General features: G+C 70.0%; 14 protein-coding genes. 12 read left to right on the forward strand and 2 right to left on the reverse strand.

Going from position 1 to position 20,021, the window contains the following annotated elements; translation table 11 throughout:
• Window positions 1–342: 342 nt before the first annotated feature.
• The 8 genes from WMF11_RS04030 to WMF11_RS04065 all read left to right on the forward strand — a co-directional run bounded on the left by WMF11_RS04030 (window position 343) and on the right by WMF11_RS04065 (window position 11,768).
• Complete coding sequence (locus WMF11_RS04030; protein ID WP_437976480.1) at window positions 343–2,013, forward strand: DUF1592 domain-containing protein; 1,671 nt, start codon at window positions 343–345, stop codon at window positions 2,011–2,013.
• A 71-nt stretch (window positions 2,014–2,084) separates the two neighbouring features.
• The gene (locus tag WMF11_RS04035) at window positions 2,085–3,374 is read left to right on the forward strand and encodes a DUF1552 domain-containing protein (protein WP_437549590.1); all 1,290 of its coding nucleotides are present in this window, start codon (window positions 2,085–2,087) and stop codon (window positions 3,372–3,374) included.
• Between the two features lie 353 nt (window positions 3,375–3,727).
• Window positions 3,728–4,807 (forward strand): STAS domain-containing protein, encoded by a 1,080-nt coding sequence (locus WMF11_RS04040; RefSeq protein WP_437976481.1) that lies wholly within the window; start codon window positions 3,728–3,730, stop codon window positions 4,805–4,807.
• Window positions 4,808–4,983: 176 nt separating this feature from the next.
• Window positions 4,984–5,478, forward strand: a complete 495-nt coding sequence (locus tag WMF11_RS04045; RefSeq protein ID WP_437865387.1) for a cupin domain-containing protein — start codon at window positions 4,984–4,986, stop codon at window positions 5,476–5,478.
• A gap of 74 nt (window positions 5,479–5,552) precedes the next feature.
• Window positions 5,553–5,711, forward strand: a complete 159-nt coding sequence (locus WMF11_RS04050) for a hypothetical protein (protein WP_437976482.1) — start codon at window positions 5,553–5,555, stop codon at window positions 5,709–5,711.
• A gap of 365 nt (window positions 5,712–6,076) precedes the next feature.
• A complete protein-coding gene (locus WMF11_RS04055) occupies window positions 6,077–6,946 on the forward strand; it encodes a hypothetical protein (protein WP_437976483.1) in 870 nt (289 codons plus the stop codon).
• Window positions 6,947–7,015: 69 nt separating this feature from the next.
• A complete protein-coding gene (locus tag WMF11_RS04060) occupies window positions 7,016–7,870 on the forward strand; it encodes an ATP-dependent Clp protease adaptor ClpS (RefSeq protein ID WP_437976484.1) in 855 nt (284 codons plus the stop codon).
• Entirely contained in the window at window positions 7,854–11,768 is a 3,915-nt protein-coding gene (locus tag WMF11_RS04065; RefSeq protein WP_437976485.1) for a serine/threonine-protein kinase, read from the forward strand. Before WMF11_RS04060 ends, WMF11_RS04065 begins: the two co-directional genes overlap by 17 nt.
• A gap of 132 nt (window positions 11,769–11,900) precedes the next feature.
• On the opposite strand, the gene WMF11_RS04070 is transcribed toward WMF11_RS04065, so the two are convergent.
• The gene (locus WMF11_RS04070; protein WP_437976486.1) at window positions 11,901–12,581 is read right to left on the reverse strand and encodes a hypothetical protein; all 681 of its coding nucleotides are present in this window, start codon (window positions 12,579–12,581) and stop codon (window positions 11,901–11,903) included.
• On the opposite strand from WMF11_RS04070, the gene WMF11_RS04075 reads away from it, so the two are divergent.
• A complete protein-coding gene (locus tag WMF11_RS04075) occupies window positions 12,580–12,939 on the forward strand; it encodes a hypothetical protein (protein WP_437976487.1) in 360 nt (119 codons plus the stop codon). The two genes, WMF11_RS04070 and WMF11_RS04075, sit on opposite strands and share 2 nt — an antisense overlap.
• A 198-nt stretch (window positions 12,940–13,137) precedes the next feature.
• On the opposite strand, the gene WMF11_RS04080 is transcribed toward WMF11_RS04075, so the two are convergent.
• Window positions 13,138–13,407: a hypothetical protein gene (locus WMF11_RS04080; protein ID WP_437976488.1), complete on the reverse strand. Its 270-nt coding sequence runs from the start codon at window positions 13,405–13,407 to the stop codon at window positions 13,138–13,140.
• A 184-nt stretch (window positions 13,408–13,591) separates the two neighbouring features.
• On the opposite strand from WMF11_RS04080, the gene WMF11_RS04085 reads away from it, so the two are divergent.
• The 3 genes from WMF11_RS04085 to WMF11_RS04095 all read left to right on the forward strand — a co-directional run bounded on the left by WMF11_RS04085 (window position 13,592) and on the right by WMF11_RS04095 (window position 19,944).
• On the forward strand, window positions 13,592–17,266 hold the full coding sequence (locus WMF11_RS04085; protein ID WP_437976489.1) for a sensor histidine kinase: 3,675 nt from the start codon (window positions 13,592–13,594) through the stop codon (window positions 17,264–17,266).
• Between the two features lie 237 nt (window positions 17,267–17,503).
• The gene (locus WMF11_RS04090) at window positions 17,504–18,826 is read left to right on the forward strand and encodes a hypothetical protein (protein WP_437976490.1); all 1,323 of its coding nucleotides are present in this window, start codon (window positions 17,504–17,506) and stop codon (window positions 18,824–18,826) included.
• Between the two features lie 572 nt (window positions 18,827–19,398).
• Window positions 19,399–19,944: a DUF1003 domain-containing protein gene (locus tag WMF11_RS04095; RefSeq protein ID WP_437907094.1), complete on the forward strand. Its 546-nt coding sequence runs from the start codon at window positions 19,399–19,401 to the stop codon at window positions 19,942–19,944.
• Window positions 19,945–20,021: the final 77 nt, after the last annotated feature.

Raw genomic sequence — 20,021 nt, forward strand, 5'->3', positions numbered from 1 at the left:
GTGATGTTTCGTGAGGTGTCGCGCGCCGCTACCGTCGAGGTTCAAAAACGCGACGACGGTAGATAAAATGGGTGGGTTGGTGGGTCGTTGGGGCACAAAAGTGTTCGCAATCGACCTCTGCCGTGAGCCGGACGGGACAGGTTCTGGTACATAATATCAAATCGGCGCTGTTGAGTCGCAGCGTCGGGAACCCGTGCAGGTGCCGATCCATGTGGTCGGCGCTCGCACCAACTCGTGCCTTTCTTCGGGCGCGGCGTGGAGAACACGGTGAACCCCGAGCAACACACGCATCGCTGGCCTCTTGAGCTTTTCGGCTCACAACTCAGGTATGCTGCGCCGCTCTTGCTCGCGTTCGTCGCGGCTTGCAACGGCCAGATCGGCGGCCCCGGCCAGTCCACGGGGTCTGGCACGGGCCCCGGCGGGGACGATCCTGGGATCGTGGAGCCGCCGGAAGACGTGCTGGATTCGGCGTTCTGCCAGACGCCGAGGCCCGGTACGGCGCCGCTCCGCCGTCTCAGCAATTACGAGTACGCCAACACGGTGAAGGATCTCTTCTCCGGCGTCCCGGGCGTGGCCTCCGCCGTCGACAAGGTGGTCGCCACATTTCCCAACGAGTCCGAGTCGCTCGGCTTCCGCAACAACGCGAGCTTCTTGAACGTCGGCTCGCTCGTGGCGCAGAAGTTCCTCGACGCCGCGGAGGAGGTCGCCGCTGTCGCGGCCCACGCCTCGGGCCTCGTCTCCTGCGATCCGGAGGAGATCGGCGAGATCGAGTGCGCGCGCGACTTCATCCGCACCTTCGGCGCCAGGGCGTACCGCCGGCCGCTCACGGAAGCCGAGGTCCAGAGTTACGAGGAGCGCTTCACCGCAGGATCGGACGGGTACACCTTCGACGACGGCATCGAGTGGGTCGTCTTCAGCATGCTGCAGTCGCCGAACGTGCTCTATCGCGTCGAGCTCGGCCAGGCGAGCACGGGGGACGTCACCGAGCCCACGCCGCACGAGATGGCCTCGCGGCTCTCGTACCTGGTCTGGCAGTCGCAGCCGGACGAGGAGCTCACGCGGGCGGCGGAGGCGGACGAGCTCGGCACGCCAGAGCAGCTCGAAGCCCAGGTGCGGCGCATGCTGGCCGATCCCAGGGCCGAGCGCTTGCTCGAGTACTTCGACCAGTGGCTCGACACCGACATGCTGGGCAGCATGAACCGCGATCCGGAGGTGTATCCGGACCTCTCGCGCGATCTGCCCGCCTTGCTGCGGGAGGAGACGCGCGCGTTCGTGCAGGACCTGCTCGCGAGCCCGAGCGGCTCGCTCGACGACCTCTTCGCCGCCGATTACAGCTTCGTGAACGGCGCGCTCGCGCAGCACTACGGCGTGAGCGGGGTGAGCGGCGACGATTTCGTCAAGGTCGACATGCCTGGCCGCTCGGGCGTGCTGACCCAGGGCATGATGCTCACGCGCGACAAGGCGGCGCGCACCTCGATCGTCCGCCGCGGCCTCAAGGTGCGCACCGATCTCCTGTGCCAGATCGTGCCCGCGCCGCCCAACGACGTGAAGCTCGATCTCGAGGGCCTCGGAGAGGGGCTCTCGCAGCGCGAGCGCCTCGAGCTCCACCGCACCGAGCCGAGCTGCGCGGGGTGCCACGCGCTGATGGATCCCATCGGCGTTGTGTTCGAGTCGTTCGACGCCGTGGGCCGCCCCCGCACCACGGACGAGGCCGGCAGGCCGATCGACACCTCGAGCGCCATCTCGAGCACGCGCGACGTCAACGGCCCTGTGGCGAACGCCGCCGAGCTGGGCCAGCGCCTCGCGCAGAGCGAGGAGGCGCGCGCCTGCTACGTGCTGCAAAACTTCCGCTTCTTCTACGGTCGCGACAAGACCGACGCCGATCGCTGCTCGATGGCGTCGCTCTCGCTCGCGTTCAAGGACAGCGGTTACAGCCTGTCCGAGCTCCTGGTCGCGCTCACGCAGACCGACGCCTTCCGCTACCGCCCCGTCATCGTCCCGGAGAAACAATGAAACCTCTGAGCCGCCGTACCTTCCTGCGTGGCGCATCCGGAGTTGCGCTCGCGCTCCCGTTCCTCGATGCGATGCGTTCGAGCCGCGCGCGAGCCCAGACGACGCCGTCCCCGCGCCGTATCATGTTCGTGTTCCAGGCGAACGGCGACGAGACGGAGAGGCGCTTCGACGCCCGCGGCGAGACGAGCTTTCAGCTCGGCGAGTTCCTCGCCCCGCTCGAGCCGTACCGCGAGGATCTCCTCTTTCTCAACAACCTGCACAAGCGCTTCTACGATCTGCCGGAGTCCGAGCGGGCGGACAACCACCAGCAGGGCGGCAGCTCGCTCGCTCCGTGGAAGTCCGGCACCGGGTCGTTCCCCATCGGCGGCACCGAGACCACCATCGGTTACGTGGAGGGGCCGAGCGCCGACTACGCGATCGGCGGTCGCGTGCTGGAAGCCAACGAGAGCGTCGCGCACCGGCACCTCGTGTACCGCGTCGGGGACAAGTGGAACGACATCTGGAACACGCACTCCCACGCGGGGCCCGCGGGCGATCAGAACCCGATCCCGCCGGAGACGGACCCTTACGAGGCTTACGCCCGGATCTTCGCCGCCATGCCCGGCGACGGGGGCGCGCAGCAAGAGGTGCTGAGGCGCCTCGCGAAGAAGCAGTCGGCCATCGATCTGGTGCGCGAAGAGGGCAACTCCCTCCTCACCCGGGTCGGCGCCGACGACCGCGCCAAGATCCAGCAGCACCTCGACGCGATGCGCGACGTCGAGCGCGCGCTCCAGGCGGGCAACGGCGCGGCCGCCTGCGTGCAGACCCCGCTCGGCGAGAGGATCAACCCCTACGCCGACGAGAACCACGCGATCATGGGCGAGCTGTTCTTCAAGATCAGCGCCCTCGCGTTCGCCTGCGATCTGACGCGCGTGGTGCATTTCAACTGGAGCGGCAACACCAGCAACCGCGTCTACTCGAACCTGGGCCTCAGCGATGGGCACCACGACATCTCGCACAACAGCGACGATGACTCGTTCGCCAAGGTGCGCAAGATCCACAGGCACCTCTGGGAGCAGAACACCAAGCTCTACGAGATCTTGAAGAACACGAGCGACGGCGACGGCACGCTCTGGGATCATACGCTCGTCGTGCACTGGAACGAGCTCGGGCAGGGCGACAGCCACAGCATCGAGGACAGCCTGGTCGTCTTCGCGGGCAAGGCCCACGACCACTTCCGGCGCGGTCGGCTGATGGATTTCCGCGGCGATCGCTCCTTCGCCGACATGCTCGTGAGCTGCTTCCACTACATGGGCTTCGAGGACGTCAAGAGCTTCGGCGAGGGCGTCCTGAACACCGGGGGCGCCCTGCCGCTCACCTGAGCAGGCGGCGCCTCCTCGACCTTCTCGCGAGCACACGTCTCTGGAAGGAGCCCTGCAGGAGAGTCGAAGCCTACTTCATGGTAGGGTGAACCAGCGTCGCGCGCCCGAGCGTCGATGGAGACCTTGCGCGGCAGCTGAGACATGAAGTCTCGGTCACTTGCCGACAACGCCGCTCGTTCGACGCTCGTCCGCGTGAGCCGCTCGTTGCTCGCCGCGACCCGACGCAGGTCGTGCCGGCGTGGTAGCGCTAGGGCTTGCCGTGCCGCCGCAGGTGAGGCAAGAGCGCCGGCGGGGCGGAACGCTGCGCATGCGGCGCCCCGTCTCCGTGATCCATCGCGCTACAAGGTGAGCCCATGACAACCCCTCGGATAACAATCTCTGGATTCGACATCGAATGGGACATGAAGAACGGCGTCAACTTGTGGGCCGGGACGCCTACCCTGAGCATGTGGATCCCGAGCTCGGTGGCCGGGCTGATGTCGGGCATGGTGGCGATGGTGGGGGTCGAGCGCTTCAACCTGTGTCTCCAGCTCGGGGGACGGCAGAGCGTCGACGGCGACTGGGCCATCATCAGCGCGCATCCGAGCTTCGAGGAGGGCATGCGCCACGTGTCCGAGATCGCCTGGCCGGCCGGATGGGGGCGGTGGGAGGTCGTCGCGGTGGATCGCGAGCGCCGCGAGGTCCGGTATCGCACCGTCAACAGCTGGGAGGCGATCTACCAGCGCGCGCTGGGGGTCAGCTGGGGGAGCGCGATGGTGGCCGGCAAGCTGGCCGGGATCACCGAGCGCCTGTTCGGGGTGCCTTGCTGGGCCGAGCAGACGGTGTTCGCGGCGCAGGGCGCGGCGTACGACGAGTTCCTGGTCCGCCCGACCGACGAGACCGTCGAGGCGCGGCTTTCGGCGCTCCTCGAGGCCGATCGGGGCACGAGCTCGGATCTCGCGATCGCGCTGTCCAGGCTCAGGAACGAGGTGGCCGAGCGGGAGAGGACCGAGCTCGCGCTGCGCGAGAAGCTGGAGCTCATCCAGCAGCAAGAGACGGCGCTCAGCGCGATGGTGGCGCCGATCATCCAGGTGTGGGACGGCGTGCTCACCGTCCCTGTCATGGGAGGGCTCGACAACCAGCGCGCGTCCGCGCTGATGGAGCGGCTGCTCGGCGTGATCGTCGACAGCCAGACGCGGCACGTCATCCTGGATCTGACCGCCGTCGAGGCGGTGGACACGAGCACGGCCGATCACCTGATCCGCATCGTGCGCGCGGTGGAGCTCCTCGGCGCCCGCGTCGTGGTGACCGGCATCCGGCCCGCGGTGGCTCAGACCGTCGTGTCCGTGGGCATGGATCTCGATCGAATGATCACGCTGCGCAACCTGCAGGAGGGCCTCAAGGTGTGCATGGCCGCCGGGGCCGATGCTGCTCCCCGCCCGAAAGCCCTGTGAAGCGCGCTCATCCCAGGTGACGGACGCGCTGTCCACCTGCTGGAACAGCGACCTCACCTCCACCAGCTCCACAAGGCATCCGCCATCGACGGGGCGAGCTCCTCCCACGGCCTGCGGGAGCGCTCCCTACGTTTTTCGAGGTGAGCGCTCGCCCCGCGGGTGCTTCACTGGGCGGCATGTCGATCATCCAGCCTTGTTTCGATCGGTCGGTCGTCGTCCGTGGCGCTGACGCTGAGATCGTCGGCTCTCCCGCCGCGCGGATCCAGCTCCTCGCGGACAGCAGCGCGACGGGCGGAGCCCTCTCCACCGTGCGTGTGACGCTCGCGAAGGACGCGGACGGCGCGCGGCCCCATCGTCACGACGCCTCGGCCGAGATGTTCTATGTGCTCGACGGCGCCGTCCAGGTCCTCTCGGGGAGCGACATCGTGACGGCCGAGAAGGGCGATCTCCTCGTGGTCCCTCCGCGGGTCGCCCACGCGTTCGCCGCCGCGCGCGGCAAGGGCGCAGAGCTCCTGGTCGTCATCACCCCAGGGGTCGAGCGCTTCGACTACTTTCGCAAGTTGACGCGCATCGCTCACGGCGAGGAGCCGCCCGAGACCTTGCGCGACGTGCAGGAGCTCTACGATACGTACTTCCTGAGCAGCCCCGAATGGGAGACGGCGCGCCGATGAGCGGGCTTTCGGCCGAATCGATGTCTCCCGGGGGGTAGACCGCATCGGCCGCTGGGGCGCTCGGCGACGCCGGCGTGGGCCCGCTGTTCGGGGCCGTCGGGCTCGGGGTCGCCGTGCCGCTCGCGCGCGATGTGTATTTTTACACGGACGAGGCGGGGGAGCGGCGCGACGTCTTCCGTGCGTCACCGGTGTCGGCGATCCTCGACCTCGGCCTCGGCCTCGAGCTGCCGTGACCGGACCGCGTCCGATCCTCGACGCAGTGGCGGGCTGAGCAGTCCTCCACGTCGTCACCAGCGCATCGACCCACCCCGCGGACGGCTCCGCGCGCTCAGCGCCCCACCCCTGAATCACGTCGTTCGGCTTAACACGTCTTAACGGTGGGCGGCCTCGGTCCGCGCTATTCACCGCCGCGGGGGATAACGTCGCTCTCAGGAGAATCCTTATGATCGAGAAGAGCACTCTGTCGATGCAACCCTGTTCTCTCCGCCCGTCACGCGCTGCCCTGCCGCGAATCGGCGCGGCGCTGTTGCTCCTCGGAGCCCTCGGCGCCGCCGCATGCACAGCCGGTGCCGGCGCGGACGAAGAGGAGAGCCTCGGTGTGGCGAGCCAGCGCGGAACTTACGATCTGACGAGCAGCTACACGGGCAACGTCGGAGACACCCGCGGCTGGCTCATCGAGTGGCAGGTACCCCAGCTCCTGAACGCGTCCACGGCCTGGACCGCGGTGGGCCAGTGGTACTACAATCTGGAGTCCGGCATCTACCACAGCCCCGATGGATGGTTCGTCTACTACTTCGGAGATGACAACGGCGTCACGGGGAATCATCCGAGCTGCAACACCCAGTGGGGCTCGGGGGGCACCTGCGGCGGCTCGCTCGGCGGTCTGCAGCCCGGGCAGCAGGTCGTCTTCAAGTACGAATGGTGCACGGCCGAGCGCGTCGCGAGCGTGACCGGCGCCCAGCTCTGCCTCTATGTCGACATGAAGAACGGCGCGGGCTGGCAGTTCCTCGCCCAGGACGCGCGCAGCACCGTCGAGATGTACGCGCACGACATCGAGCATTTCGCCGACGTGGGCCCGCAGTACCCCGAGCCGCAGGTCTCCTGCCAGGCGCCCATCAAGATGCTTCGCCAGCAGGTGAAGACGACCTCGGGCGCCTGGCAGAACATGTCAGGCGCGAGCACCTGGTCGTTCCACGACGCCGCGCCCTACGTCTACCAGAACAAGAACCTCGGCGCGTCGCCGTCGACCTGGGAAGCCTGCACGTCATCGACCGTGCCCCCGAACGACTGCAGCAACGCGCCCGCGTGGTCGTCGGGGCAGGTGTATACGCCCTCCACGCTGGTCACCAACGGCGGCCATCTCTGGTCGGCGACCCAGCAGATCTGGTGGTCGCACCCGGAGTGCCCGCCCAGCAACCCGACGTTCTGGTGCCCGGCCGAGTGGGCCGACCTCGGGCCGTGTAACTGATCGCGGAGCCCACTCCCCACGAGGCGCGCTGGAGGCAACCCTGCTTTCAGCGTAGGATGCGCAGCGCGCATGCGCATCCTCCTCGTGGGGCTCTGGCTCCTCGTCCTGGCGACCGTGCTCGCCATCCTCTACCGCCGGCGGAAGCGGCGCTCACACGCGCGTCCTCGCGGCGATAGCGCCGTCGTCCTGCACACGGCGACCATCGAAGCCATGCGGCGCGGGCAGCGGGTTTTGCTCCCAGAGCATGTCGTGCTCGCTGCGCTCTGCGATCGCCGGGTGGCAACGCTGGTCGCATCGGCCGGCGCGAGCGCCGCGTCCTTGCGGCGCGAGCTGGAACAACAGCTCCCGGCGCCGCGCCAGGCACCCACGGACAGCGCCGCGTTCGAGCTCTCGCCGGCTGTGAATGCCATCGTGGATCGCGCCTGGTCGAGGTCGGCGTCGTGGGGGGGCCCGTCGCCGCTCGATCTGGTGGTCGCGACGCAGTCGGCGGGGGAGGGCTGCTTCGCCGCCGCATTGCTCACGAGGGCGTGTCGCGACCTCGACCGGGCGAGCCGGGAGCCGCCCCGCGCCCCGGAGCGCAGCGACCCCGCAGGCGAGCTGGTCGAGGTCGTGTTCTGGAACGACGACGTGACCAAGATGGAAGCCGTGCAGCGCTTGCTCGTCGACTGCTTCGGAATGGACGAGGTGGAGGCGACGCACTTCATGCTGACCGTGCACTTCGCGGGCTCCGCCGCAGCGGGCCCGTATCGGCCGGATACCGCCGCCGCGCTCCTGGCGCGCGCGACGCAGGTCGCGCGCGAGCGCGGCATGCCGATCCGCCTCACGCTCGGTCCGGCGGCAGAGGAGATGGGCTTCACCTGGGCCACCGAGCCCGCGGAGGCAGGGACGGGTCAGATGGACAGCTCAGATGGACAGCGTCGCTGACGGTCCGGCCGCCGAGGGGTTCGGCGGCACGGACCGCTTCGAGATCCGCGCCCGCCTCGGTGCGGGCGGCATGGGGGTCGTTTACCACGCTCACGATCGGCTTCGCTGCGCCGATGTGGCGCTCAAGACGCTGCTCCGGATGGAGGCCGCCGACATCCTCCGTCTCAAGAGCGAGTTCCGCGCGATCGCGGACATCGCCCATCCGAACCTGGTGACGCTCTACGAGCTCATCTCCGCGCAGGGGCGCTGGTTCTTCACGATGGAGCTCGTCTCCGGCGTGAGCTTCACCAGGTACGTCCGCGGGGGCGAGCTCGCCGCCCCGGGCGCGCCGGCGCATGTCCCGGAGCGGACTTCCCCCGCGGCGGCCACGACCTGTCAGGCGGATCTCGACGGCCGCGCGCCCTCGCCCCGCGCCGACGGCGCGGCGCCGACGGCCTCCGGCGGCGCGCCAGCGTCACAGCCCAAGGTCGACGTGGCGCGCCTCTGCCAGGCGCTCGAGCAGCTGGTGCACGCCGTCGAGGCGCTGCACGGCGCGGGCAAGCTGCACCTGGATCTCAAGCCCTCGAACGTGCTCGTGGACCAGAGCGGTCGGGTGGTCGTGCTGGACTTCGGCATCGCCCGCGACACCGGCGCTCGCAGGACGGCGCTCGCGACCGCCGAGACAGACGCCCCGATCGCCGGGACGCCCATCTACATGGCGCCGGAGCACATGCGTGGAGAGCCGTCCGCCGCCGCGGACTGGTACGCGGTCGGCGTGATCCTTTACGAATCACTCACCGGCCGCGCGCCTTTCAGCGGCAGTCTCTTCGACATCGTCGAGGCCAAGGCGTTCGGCGAGCCGCCGCCGCCTCACCTCGTCGCGCCGGACGCGCCCCGGCCGCTGAGCGATCTGTGCCTGCAGCTCCTCCAGCGCGACCCGCGCGCGCGGGCCACGGGCGCGGACGCGCTGCGCGTCCTCCGCGAGGCGGCGGTCGCCCTCGCGGCAGCGCCTGGCGCCGCTCCCCGGCCCGGCGCTCCGCCGCCAGGCGGCGAGGCGCCGGCGCCGCTCCCGCGCGCGCTGTTCATGGGACGCGGCGAGCAGCTGCGAGCGCTCCAGGAAGCGTTCGACGAGGCGCGCGCTGGCCGCCCGGTGGCGGTCTACGTCCATGGTCGCTCCGGCATGGGCAAGTCGGCGCTGGTCGAGCATTTCCTCGACGATTTGCGCGGCCGCCGCGCCGCGGTGGTCCTTTCGGGCCGGTGTTATGAGCGCGAGTCCGTCCCGTTCAAGGCCTTTGACAGCGCGCTGGACGCCCTCAGCCGCCATCTCAAGCGGCTGCCGCGGTCCGAGGCCGCGGGCCTCCTGCCGCGCGGGATCCACGAGCTCGTGCGCGTGTTCCCCGCCCTGCGCGTCGTCGCGGCCATCGAGGACGTCCCGCGGCGCGCCTTCGAGATCCACGACGCCCAGGAGCTCCGGTTCCGCGCGTTTCGAGCGCTCAAGGAGCTCCTGTCGGCGCTCGCCGACAAGGGGCCGCTCGTCGTGTCCATCGACGATCTGCAGTGGGGCGACCGCGACAGCGCGCTGCTCCTCGCCGACCTCCTCGGCCCGCCCGACCCGCCCTCGATGCTGATGCTCGGCGTGTATCGGTCCGAGGACGAGGCATCGAGTCCATTCCTGCGGGAGCTCTTCGGCGCTCCGGCGCCCAGGTGGACGGGGGCCGCCGAGCACCGGAAGCTCTGCCTCGGCCCGCTCGTTCGTGAAGAAGCGGAGTCGCTGGCTCGCTCGCTCCTGGGCGGCCACGGCCCCTCGCACGATGCGTCGGAGATCGCCCGCGAGTCCGAGGGCAACCCCTTCTTCCTGGCGGAGCTCGCGCTCCACCTGGGCCGCGCGGCGCCGGTTCACCCGGGTCACGACGACGCCTGTTCCCCGGCGCCGCCGGTGTCGCTCGAGGCGCTGCTCCTGGAGAGGTTCGCGGATCTGCCGGCGGACGCCCGGCGGCTCCTCGAGGTGATCGCCGTCGCCGGGCTCCCCATCGAGCAGCGCGTCGCGCTCAGGGCCGCCGGGTTGCAGGGGGACGCCGCGTCGGCGCTGCACGCCTTGCGGACATGGCACCTGGTCCGCACCGGCGGGCTCGAGGAGGCCGATCCTGTCGAGGCGTACCACGATCGGGTGCGCGAGGCGGCGTCCGGCCAGATCGAGCCGTCCCGGCTCAAGGACCATCACCGCCGCCTCGGCGAGGAGCTCGCGGCCCTGGGGCGCGCCGATCCCGAGCAGATCGCGCGTCACTTCCATGGCGCGGGCGATCTCGACAGGGCGGGCGCGTACGCCGCGGAGGCGGCGGACAGGGCCGCCGCCGCGCTCGCCTTCGAGAACGCGGCGCGGCTCTACCAGCTCTCGCTCGACTGCGCGCCGGCGGGCAGCGAGCGCCGGCACGGGCTCCTCGTGCAGCTCGGCCATGCGCTCGCGAACGCGGGCCGCGGCGCCGACGCCGCCCGCGCCTACCTCTGCGCGGCGGACGCCGCGCGAGGCGCCGCGGCGCCCTCGGTCGTCCTCGACTGCAAGCGCCTCGCGGCCGAGCAGCTCCTGACGAGCGGTCACACGGAAGAGGGCGTCGCGGTGCTCCGGGAGGTGCTCTCCGAGACGGGCCTGCGTTACCCCGAGACGAAGCGCCGCGCCCTCGCCGCGGCGCTCCTTCACCGGACGCGGCTCGCCCTGCGCGGCTTCGGGTTCAAGGAGCGCGACGCGAGCCAGATCGATCCCGGCGAGCTTCGCCGCGTCGACGTCTGCTTCTCTGCGTTTCTCGGGCTCTGCGCGGTCGATCCGGTGCGCGCGGTGGGCTTTCACGCGCAGCACGTCCTCCTCGCGCTGGCCGCGAGGGAGCCGGGGCGCGTCGCGCTCGGGCTCGCGTTCATGGCGCTGTTCGCGTCGATCATCGGCAAGCCGGCGGGCAGCTCCGTGGAGCGCGCCATCGCGGCGGTGACGCCGCTCCTCCAGCGCTCCGCCGACGCGCGCGTCGAGGGCGTCCTCCGGATCCAGCGGGCGATCGCCGCGCACGAGACGTCGTTTCGAGAGACGGTGATGCACGCCGAGGAGGCAGAGCGCATCTTCCGCGAGCGGTGCACCGGGGTGGCCTGGGAGATCGGCACGGCGCAGACCATCTGCATGATCGGGCTCGGCAAGCTCGGCGATCTGAGGGGGCTCGCCCAGCGCCTCCCCACGTGGATCAAGGAAGCGGAGGCGCGCGGCGACAGGTATGCCGTCACGTCGCTGCGCACGGTCACGGGGGGCCACAGCCTCGTCGCGCTCGCCGCGGACGATCCGGCGCGGGCGCGCGCGGATCTCGCGGAGGCCCTCGCGGCGTGGCGGCAGCAGGGGTTCCAGCTGCAGCACTTCTTCGGGCTCTTTGCGGACGTGCTCATCGATCTGTACTGCGAGGACCCAGGCGCCGCGTGGCGCCGGCTGACGGCCGCGTGGCCGATGGTCGAGGACTCCACGTACCTGCGCATGAGCCCGATGCGGATCGGCGCGATCGAGCTGCGCGGGCGGGCGGCGCTCGACGCGGTCGCAAGCGCGGCGGATCCGGCCCCGCTGCTGCGCATCGCCGAGCGCGTGGCCGGCGCGCTCCTGCGGGAGCGGGTGGGCTGGGCGAGCGCCCAGGGGTGGCTCACGCTGGCCGCCGTCGCCTGGACGCGCGGCGATGCGGCGCTCGCGCGCGCGCACCTGGAGGCGGCGATCGCCGGGTTCGACGCGAGCGAGGTCGCGCTGAGCGCCGCGGCGGCGCGCAGGCGGCTAGGGGAGGTGCTTGGCGGCGATGAGGGCCGCGCGCTCGTCCGGGCGGCCGACGACGCGATGGTCCGCCTCGGCGCCAGCCGCCCGGATCGGATGACGGCCCTGTTCGCTCCCGGCTTCGGCGGTCGCTGACGCCGGGAGGAGCGGTGCCCGATCCAGCACGACGGCCTCGCGGTGAGCTCGACGAGCTCGTCGTTCGGCCGGCAGCTCGGGGCGGCTCATGGCGTTGTCGGCCGGGAGGCGGCGCGCGCCGGGTTGCCTGCGTCAGGGCGTCAGGGCGAAGCAGTAGATCCCGCCGTAGCCGCCGCCGCCGCCGACGGTGTTCGAGCCCGGCGCGGGGCCTCCCGCGTCCACGAGATTGACCCCAGGCGCGCACCCCGGTGCATTGTGGGACGTTATCCAGTGGGCCCAGCTCCCGCCCCCACCCGGGCCGCTGCCCCTTGGCCACGAGTGTCCAAGCTGCGGTCCCCCCTCGGACCTGTCTCCCGTCTTGGCCGTCCAGTCCTTGCACGTCGCCGAGGCGCCCTGGAGCTGCCCCTGGGTGTTGGAGCCCGTCAGGGTGTCGTGGTTGTCGACCTCGGGTTGGGCCGGGTCGGGCTGGTGGTTGGGGACGCCGTCCTCGTTCGGCAGATCGTTCATGATCGCCGCGTCGGCCCCGCTGGGGCGCGTGTTGAGCAGCTCCGCCTTCTCGTTCGCGACCAGCCGGCCGAGCCGGTCGTACCAGGGCCCCTCGCCGATCCGGTCGATCGCGTTGACCTGCTTCCCGTCCTCGCCTGCCGTGGCGCTCAGGAACGCGCGCCACACCTTGCTTCCCGCGCCCGGGAGGCTCTTCTCGGCGATCGTCGCGCAGATCTTGTCCGCGCCGCGGAGACCGGCGCCCGGCCCTGTCTCCCCGAAGCGGAGGTCGCCCCCGAAGCCGTCCTGGGAGCCCGACAGCTCCCGCATGGCGGCGAGGCTGGTCACGAAGAAGCTGAATTTCTCGGTCGTCCCGCCGCTCGCGGTGGACGAGGTGGTGTCGCCGCTCGCGGTGGATGAGGTGGAGTCGCCGCTCGCGGTGGACGAGGTGGCGTCGCCGCCGGAGGTGGATGAGGTGGAGCTGCCGCCGGAGGTGGACGAGGAGGTGCCGCCGCCGGAGGCGGAGGAGGTGGAGCTGCCGCCGGAGGCGGAGGAGGTGGAGCTGCCGCCGGAGGTGGACGAGGTGCTGGTCGAGCCGTCGCTCGAGGCGTCCGCATCCGAGTCTGAACCGCAGCCGACAACGTGCGAGAAGAGCGCGAGGGTGAGAGGCAGCAGCAAGGGGCGATAAGTGCGTGTCATGGTCTCCGTTTCCTTTCCCTGGTTAAGCTAGAGGGGCAGCCGCGCCGGTGCGCCTCTCGTCGAGCGAGCAGAATTTTTCAATTCGGCAAACGTTTCGCGACATCCAGATGACCATGTGGCGACGGCGCGCGCTCGGGAGTCAACTTTTTTTCCGAAAGCACCCGCCGCACGGACGCTGCTACCGGTGTCAGCCCCCTGCGCTCATCCGCCGCCGAGCTCCGACAGGCGCGTGCGGCCGCGGTCCGTCGACGCTCTCGCGATGACAGGCGAGGAGATCGGCGATGGCCGCGCGGTCGGCCGTCCGCTCGATCCGGCGCAGCCGCGGCACCCGGCCGGCTCGGGCGTTGGTGACGCTGGCGGTCGCGGGCTCGCCGGTGGCCGTGCCCGCGCCTGGCGACAGCGCCTCCGGCAGCGAAGGCGCGGGGAGGAGGAGCCCATTCGAGGAATGCCACGGCATCCGGAAATTCGCACCAGCGAGCGGCGTTCTGGACAGACCGGAGGCGCTGAAAGGGGCGCGCTGAGCCTCCCGGGCGCTGTACTCCCCTCCCGTCGAACGGGACGAACCCCTCCTGCCCCATGCTACGTTCACGGGTGGCGAAGCCATCCATGCCGCACGAGATCAAAGCCATGCGAGCTGGCATATGACCGACCTCGGTCAGGCAGCGGTCGGGCGGCGGCTGTACCTCGGGAGCGCGGCGCTAGGATTCGTTGGGCTCGTCGGCTGGCTCGCCGGCGCGACGCCTCTCACCACGATGGTGCCAGGTCAGCCACCGATGATGCCGAACACGGCGCTGGCTCTGTCGCTGATCGGTGTGGCTGGAGCCCTTCGCTATCGGCAAGGCACCCGATGCCGCCGCCTGCTGAAGATTCTGTCGCTGCTCGCGCTCGCCGTCGTGCTGATCATCGGCGTCGGGACGCTCGCCGAGTACCTCTTTGCGATCGACCTTCCTATCGATTCGCTCCTCGTGGGCGGCCGAGCGCTCCCCGTGGGCAGCCAGGCTGGACCCTATCCTGGACGCCCGTCGCCGCCGACGGCGTTGTCGATCGCGCTCCTCGCCGCTGCGCTCCTCCTCTCCGACGTCCGCCCCACCGCTCGCGTACGTCCGTCCGAGTGCTTCGCCCTGCTCGCTGGTCTCATCGCCTTCACGGCGCTCGTTGGATTCGTCTTCGGTGCAGGTCCGCTTTATCAGTCTGCCTATTCGCCTGTCATCGGTGTAGCGCCGGCGACGGCGCTGAGCCTCCTGCTCGCGACGGCCGGCGTGCTCCTCGATCGGCCGGCGGCCGGCATCATGCGCACGGCCACGTCGGAGGGGGCAGGCGGCGTCATGCTCAGGCGCCTGGCGCTGCCGACCATCGTCGTCCCGGTGCTCCTCGGAGTCGCCGTCACGCGGATCTCCGCCGCGGTGGGTGTCGTGGACCTCTCGCTCGGTATCGCCGCGCTGATCGCCGCGATGGCCGCAGTAGGTCTGTCGCTGCTCGCCATCACGGCCGCGCCCCTCAACCGCGTCCACGAGGCCCTCGAGGCGAGCCGCGCCCGGACCCGCAACCTGATCGAACAGGCCTCGGACGGGATCTTCGTGGCGAACCTCGATGGCCGCTATACCGACGTCAACAGCGCCGGTTGCTGCATCCTCGGCTATCTTCGCGAAGAGATCATCGGGAAGACCATCTTCGATCTGATCCCGCCCGAGGACGCCGGTCGGTTGTTGCAGTCGAGGCGACAGCTCGTCGGTGGCAGTATCGACATCGACGAGTGGAGACTCAGGCGCAAGGATGGTAGCTACGTATTCGTCGAGGTCTGCGCGAAGATCCTCCCGGATGGACGATGGCAAGCATTCGTGCGCGACATCAGCGAGCGCAAGCGCATCGAGGGGTTGCTCCACGCGAGCCACGCGGATCTCAATCGAGCCCAGTCCGTGGCCAGGGTCGGCAGCTGGCGGCTCGACGTCCGGCGCAACGAGCTTCGTTGGTCCGACGAGAACTACCGGATCTTCGGGGTCCCCACGGGGACGCCGATGACCTACGAGGGGTTCCTCGCCTGCGTCCACCCGGACGACCGAGCGTACGTCGACGGGAGATGGAAGGCCGCCCTCTGCGGCGAGCCGTACGACATCGAACACCGCGTCGTCGCGGAGGGTGAGTCCAGGTGGGTTCGCGAGAAGGCAGATCTCGAGTTCGACGAGCACGGCACGCTCCTCGGCGGCATCGGCATCACGCAGGACATCACCGAGCGGAGGCGCCTCGAAGAGGAGCTCCGCCTCTCGGAAGCAAAATACTCGGGCATCGTCTCCATCTCGACGGACGCGATCATTTCGATCGACGATGGTCAACGCATCAGCATGTTCAACGAAGGCGCAGCGAACATCTTCGGCTACTCGAGGGAAGAGGTCATCGGGGCTCCCCTCGAACTCCTGATCCCCGAGCGCTTCCGGGCGATCCACCGTCAGCATGTCGAGAGGTTCGCGGCGGGGGACACGGTCGCGCGCTCCAAGGACGTGCGCGGCAGGGAGCTCGTCGGCGTGCGGAAGAACGGCGAAGAGTTCCCCGTCGATGCCTCCATTTCGAGGCTCGACGTCGGCGGCAGGAGGATCCTCACGGTCACGCTCCGCGACGTCACAGAGCAGACGCGCGCTCGAAACCAGATTCGGCAAACGCAAGAGCGGTTCGAGCTCGCGCTGAAGGGCGCAGACCTGGCCGCATGGGATTGGGACATCCATACCGGCGAGGTCATCTTCAACCCGCGTTGGTGCGAGATGCGCGGCTTTCGCCCGGACGAGGTCAGGCCCCACGTGGATTCGTGGCTCGCCGGCGTGCACCCCGACGATGCGCCCCGTGTGCAGAAGGCATTGAGGGATCACTTCGATGGGCTCACCCCCGAGTATGAGGCCGAGCTTCGCGTTCGCACCAAATCCGGTAGATGGATCTGGATCCTCGACCGGGGCAAGGTCTTCGTGCGCGACCGAGAGGGAAGACCCGCTCGCATGGTCGGGACCGAGCACGACATCACCGAGCGAAGGCGGCTCGAAGACGAGCAAAAGCTGCTCGCGGAGGTCGGCGAGGTGTTCGCCTCGACGCTCGACTACGACGACACGCTCTGCAATATCGCACGACTCGTCGTCCGTGACCTCGCGGACTTTTGCATCGTGGATGTGGTCGAAGAAGACGACAATGTGCGGCGCGTGAAGGTCGTCGGCCGAGACCCTTCCAAGGCCTGGGCCTGCGAGTCACTCGAGCGGCTGCCGCTCGATCGAAGGCGCCCGCACCTCGTTCTGCCGGCGCTGGAGGCCCGGCAACCCATCCTCATCGAGCGGCTGTCGCCCGAGATGGTCGAGTCGTTCGCCCAGAGCCCGGAGCACCTTCAGGTGCTTCGCTGCATGGATCCCCAATCCGTCATGACCGTGCCGCTCCTGGCACACGGGAGGCTCCTGGGCGCGATCGCGTTCGTGTCCTCGACGCAGACTCGGGTGTATGGGTCTTCCGAGCTCCGCCTGGCGGAGAACCTCGCGCACCGGGCTGCGCTCTCGGTCGAGAACGCGCGGCTCTATCGGGCAGCCGGGCGCGCCATCCAGGCACGGGACGACGTGCTGGGGATCGTCGCTCACGATCTTCGCAACCCGCTCGGAACCATCCTCATGCAGGCGGCGCTCCTTCGGCACCTCTCACCTCAAGCCGACGGCCCTCCTCGAAAGGCGGCTGAGAGGATCGAGCGGGCCGGGACACGGATGAATCGCCTCATCCAGGACCTCCTCGACGTGACGCGCATGGAGGCAGGTCGCCTCTGCATCGAACAGAACGCCGAACCTGTGGGACAGCTCGTCACCGACGCCGTCGAGGCTCAGAGGCCGCTCGCCGCTTCGGTCCCGGTCGAGCTGAAGCTCGGTGTGGAGCCCGACCTCCACGAGGTCTGGGCCGATCGAGATCGCCTCCTGCAGGTCTTCGAGAACCTCATCGGCAATGCGATCAAGTTCACGAAGCCCGGCGGCTCCATCACCGTGGGCGCCGCGTCACGGGAGGGCGAAGTGCTGTGCTGGGTCGCGGACACGGGCGCCGGAATCCATGAGGAGGACCTGCCCCACGTGTTCGATCGGTTCTGGCAGGCGCGGAAGGCCGGGCGGCGCGGCGCCGGGCTGGGGCTCCCCATCGTCAAGGGCATCGTCGAGGCTCACGGCGGCCGCATATGGGTGGAGAGCGCGGTAGACCGCGGGAGCACGTTCTTCTTCACGATCCCGGAGGCAGCCCGCCCGCCATGTCATCCCGCGGGTGAGGCACGGCTTCATGGCGGGCCAAATCCGATGTTGATCCTTGAGCGCCGCTAGAACACCGAACGCGGCGAGCGGTTGTGTCGCCCTCATCACCGGCGGAAGCTGCGTGGGCACGCGGAGCCTCATTTTTTCTCGCGCCCGCCGACGTGGACCTCCGAACGGACCGCGGCGCGTGTTCCCGCCCTCCAGAGCCGCTTTCCGTCATCCATCGCGGTCGTGCCGGTTCGCGCCCTCTGGTAAATTTGGAGCAGAGATCGATTCTTGGCCCCCCTTTCTGCTTACGGAGGTTCCATGTCCTCTTGTTCCCGCGCGCTCCCGCCCACGCTCGCCGCCCTCGGTGTCGCCGCCCTCGTCTCGCTGCCCGGCCAGGCGCGCGCCGAGGACGATGCTTTTGCCATGTCGGTCGGCGTCTCCGTGTCGGTCTCCTTCGGCCAGAAGCTCGCCTTCGGTCTTGGCGCCGACCTCCGCGGGACGTTCCTCATGGAGGGCAGCTTCGCCGGAGTGTTCGACTCGGGTCACATGGGATTCGGTCCGTTCGCGCAGGCGACATGGCTCGACTTCTCTGCCGGCCGCTTCGCGATCGGCAGCCACGGCGGCGGCGATACCTCGGGCAACTCCGACCAGGTCATCGCCTGCAGCATCGCCGGTGAGCTCGGCTGGACGTACCGCACCCGCATCAGCGACGAGTTCCCGGCGCAGCACGGCCTCCACGTCGGCGCGATGGCCAGCCTGTTCGAGCCGGTGGTCGTCGATTTTTCGGCGCGCGCGGTCATTCCGGTGTCGGGCGAGCTGTACGTCCCCGAGGGCATGTTTGGCATGGGGGTCCGCGCCAACCGGCCTTTCGGAGAGCGGTCCCATGCCATCGACGGCCGGCCGCTGCGCACGGCCGATGGCGTCGTGCTCCCGCCGGTGCTCGGGCTGGGCCCCGCCGCGTCGCGCCCGGCGCGGCTCGATCGCGCGACCCGGGCGGCGCTCGCGGGGGCGTGGCTGGACAGCGCGCGGGCCGAGTGCGGCTCGATCCCGGCGTTCCTCGCCCTCGCGCGGGATCTCGCGGCGGTCGGCGCGCCCGCGTCGCTCGTGGCGCGGGCGCTCGGCGCGCTCGGCGATGAGGTCCGCCACACGGCGCGGTGCAGCGAGATCGCGAGCGCGCTCGCGGGGTGGCGCCTGAGGCCGGCGCTTCTCCCGCCTCCGGCGGCGCGCGACGCGGACCGGCAGGCGGCGCTCGTGCGGATGGCGCTCGAGGCGTGGCACGACGGCTGTCTCGGCGAGGGCGCGGCGGCGGCCCGGGCGCGCCGGTCGCTCGCGGGGGCGAGGGACGAGGGCGTGCGCGTGGCGCTCGGCGAGATCGCGCGCGACGAGGCGCTGCACGCCGAGCTCGGGTGGCGCGTGCTCGCCTACTGCCTGGCCGAGGGCGGGCGCGAGGTGCGCGAGGCGGTCGGCGACGCGATGACCGGGCCGGCGCCGGCGCCGCCGGCGGACGACGCCGAGGTCGAGGGCGAGCGGAAGGAGGTGCAGGCCTTCGGCCGGCTCCGGCGCGCGGAGGCCGACGCCGCCTGGGACGAGACGTGGGCGGCGGCGCGGCGCGACGGCGAACGGATGCTCGTCGCCGCGTGAGCGGCCGCGGCGAGCGCGCCTGGCCGCGAGCGCGCCGCCGAGAGAAACGCGTCGGACGGAATTTTCCACTTTCGCTGCTTCCACACGCTTTCGTCTACTGGGACGATGCGCACGTGGACTCTTCACTCTTCAGTGCTGGTGATAGCGATCCTTGCGGCCCTGCCGGGATGTGGAGATGACGGAGCGCCGTTCGAGGGCGTGGTCCTCGGCCTGACCGATCGGTACGTCACCGAGGGCGGCGACATCACCGTGAGCCGGGACATGTCGGAGTACGAGTCCGTCGAGGCCCAGGTGATCCGAGAGAGGCATGGAGCTGCTCGACGTGAGGGTGACGTTCCGCACGCGGGTGATGCATCCCGTCGATGAGGTCCAGGAGAGCCTGCGCGGCTTCGTTTCGGTCGCCAGGAGCGCCGAGGACGCGAACGGCGCGGCGGTGGAGCCGCTGCTCGGCCTGCCGCGGGACCACGCCCGGCGGGCTGGCGCAGCAGCCAGTCATCCCCTGCGGGTACGGCCCACGCCGGGAAGGGCGCGGGTCGTCCCGTGGGGGCGAAACTTGCATCCGCATGACTCCGATGGATCGGAATCGACGTCACGCGAACACGAGCGAGCTGAACAACCTGGTCCGGCGAAACATAGAGACCCTGATCGCCGTACGGGAGAAGATGGAACGTGGGAAGACCCATCAAGAGACGGTGGCGGACGCGATCACCCGCTTCGCGGGGAGCATGACGTTCGTCTATATCCATGCTCTCCTGTTCGGGGGCTGGATCCTGGTGAACCTGGGCGTCGTCCCCTGGATCCAGCCCTTCGACCCGTTCCCCTTCGTGATGCTGGCGATGATCGCGTCGGTCGAGGCGATCTTCCTGTCGACCTTCGTGCTCATCAGCCAGAACCGGATGCAGGCGCTCGCGGACAAACGGGCTGATCTGGATCTCCAGATCAACCTCCTCGCCGAGCACGAGGTCACGCGGTTGATCGGCCTCGTGGACGACATCGCTCGTCATCTCGGTGTCACCAGCGGACAGGACGCAACCCTGGACGAATTGAAGAGGGATGTCCGGCCCGAAGAGGTCATCGAGGAGATCGAGCGGGTGGCGCGCGACAGGCCCGGCACGTGAGGCCGCGTGAGCGCGCGAGGCCTGGATGAGCCCGGCCCGCAGCGCGGCGAGCCGAGCCGTCGAAACTCCGCCTCACC

Source organism: Sorangium sp. So ce295, from assembly GCF_051527405.1.
In the GTDB taxonomy this organism is placed as follows: domain Bacteria; phylum Myxococcota_A; class Polyangia; order Polyangiales; family Polyangiaceae; genus Sorangium; species Sorangium cellulosum_B.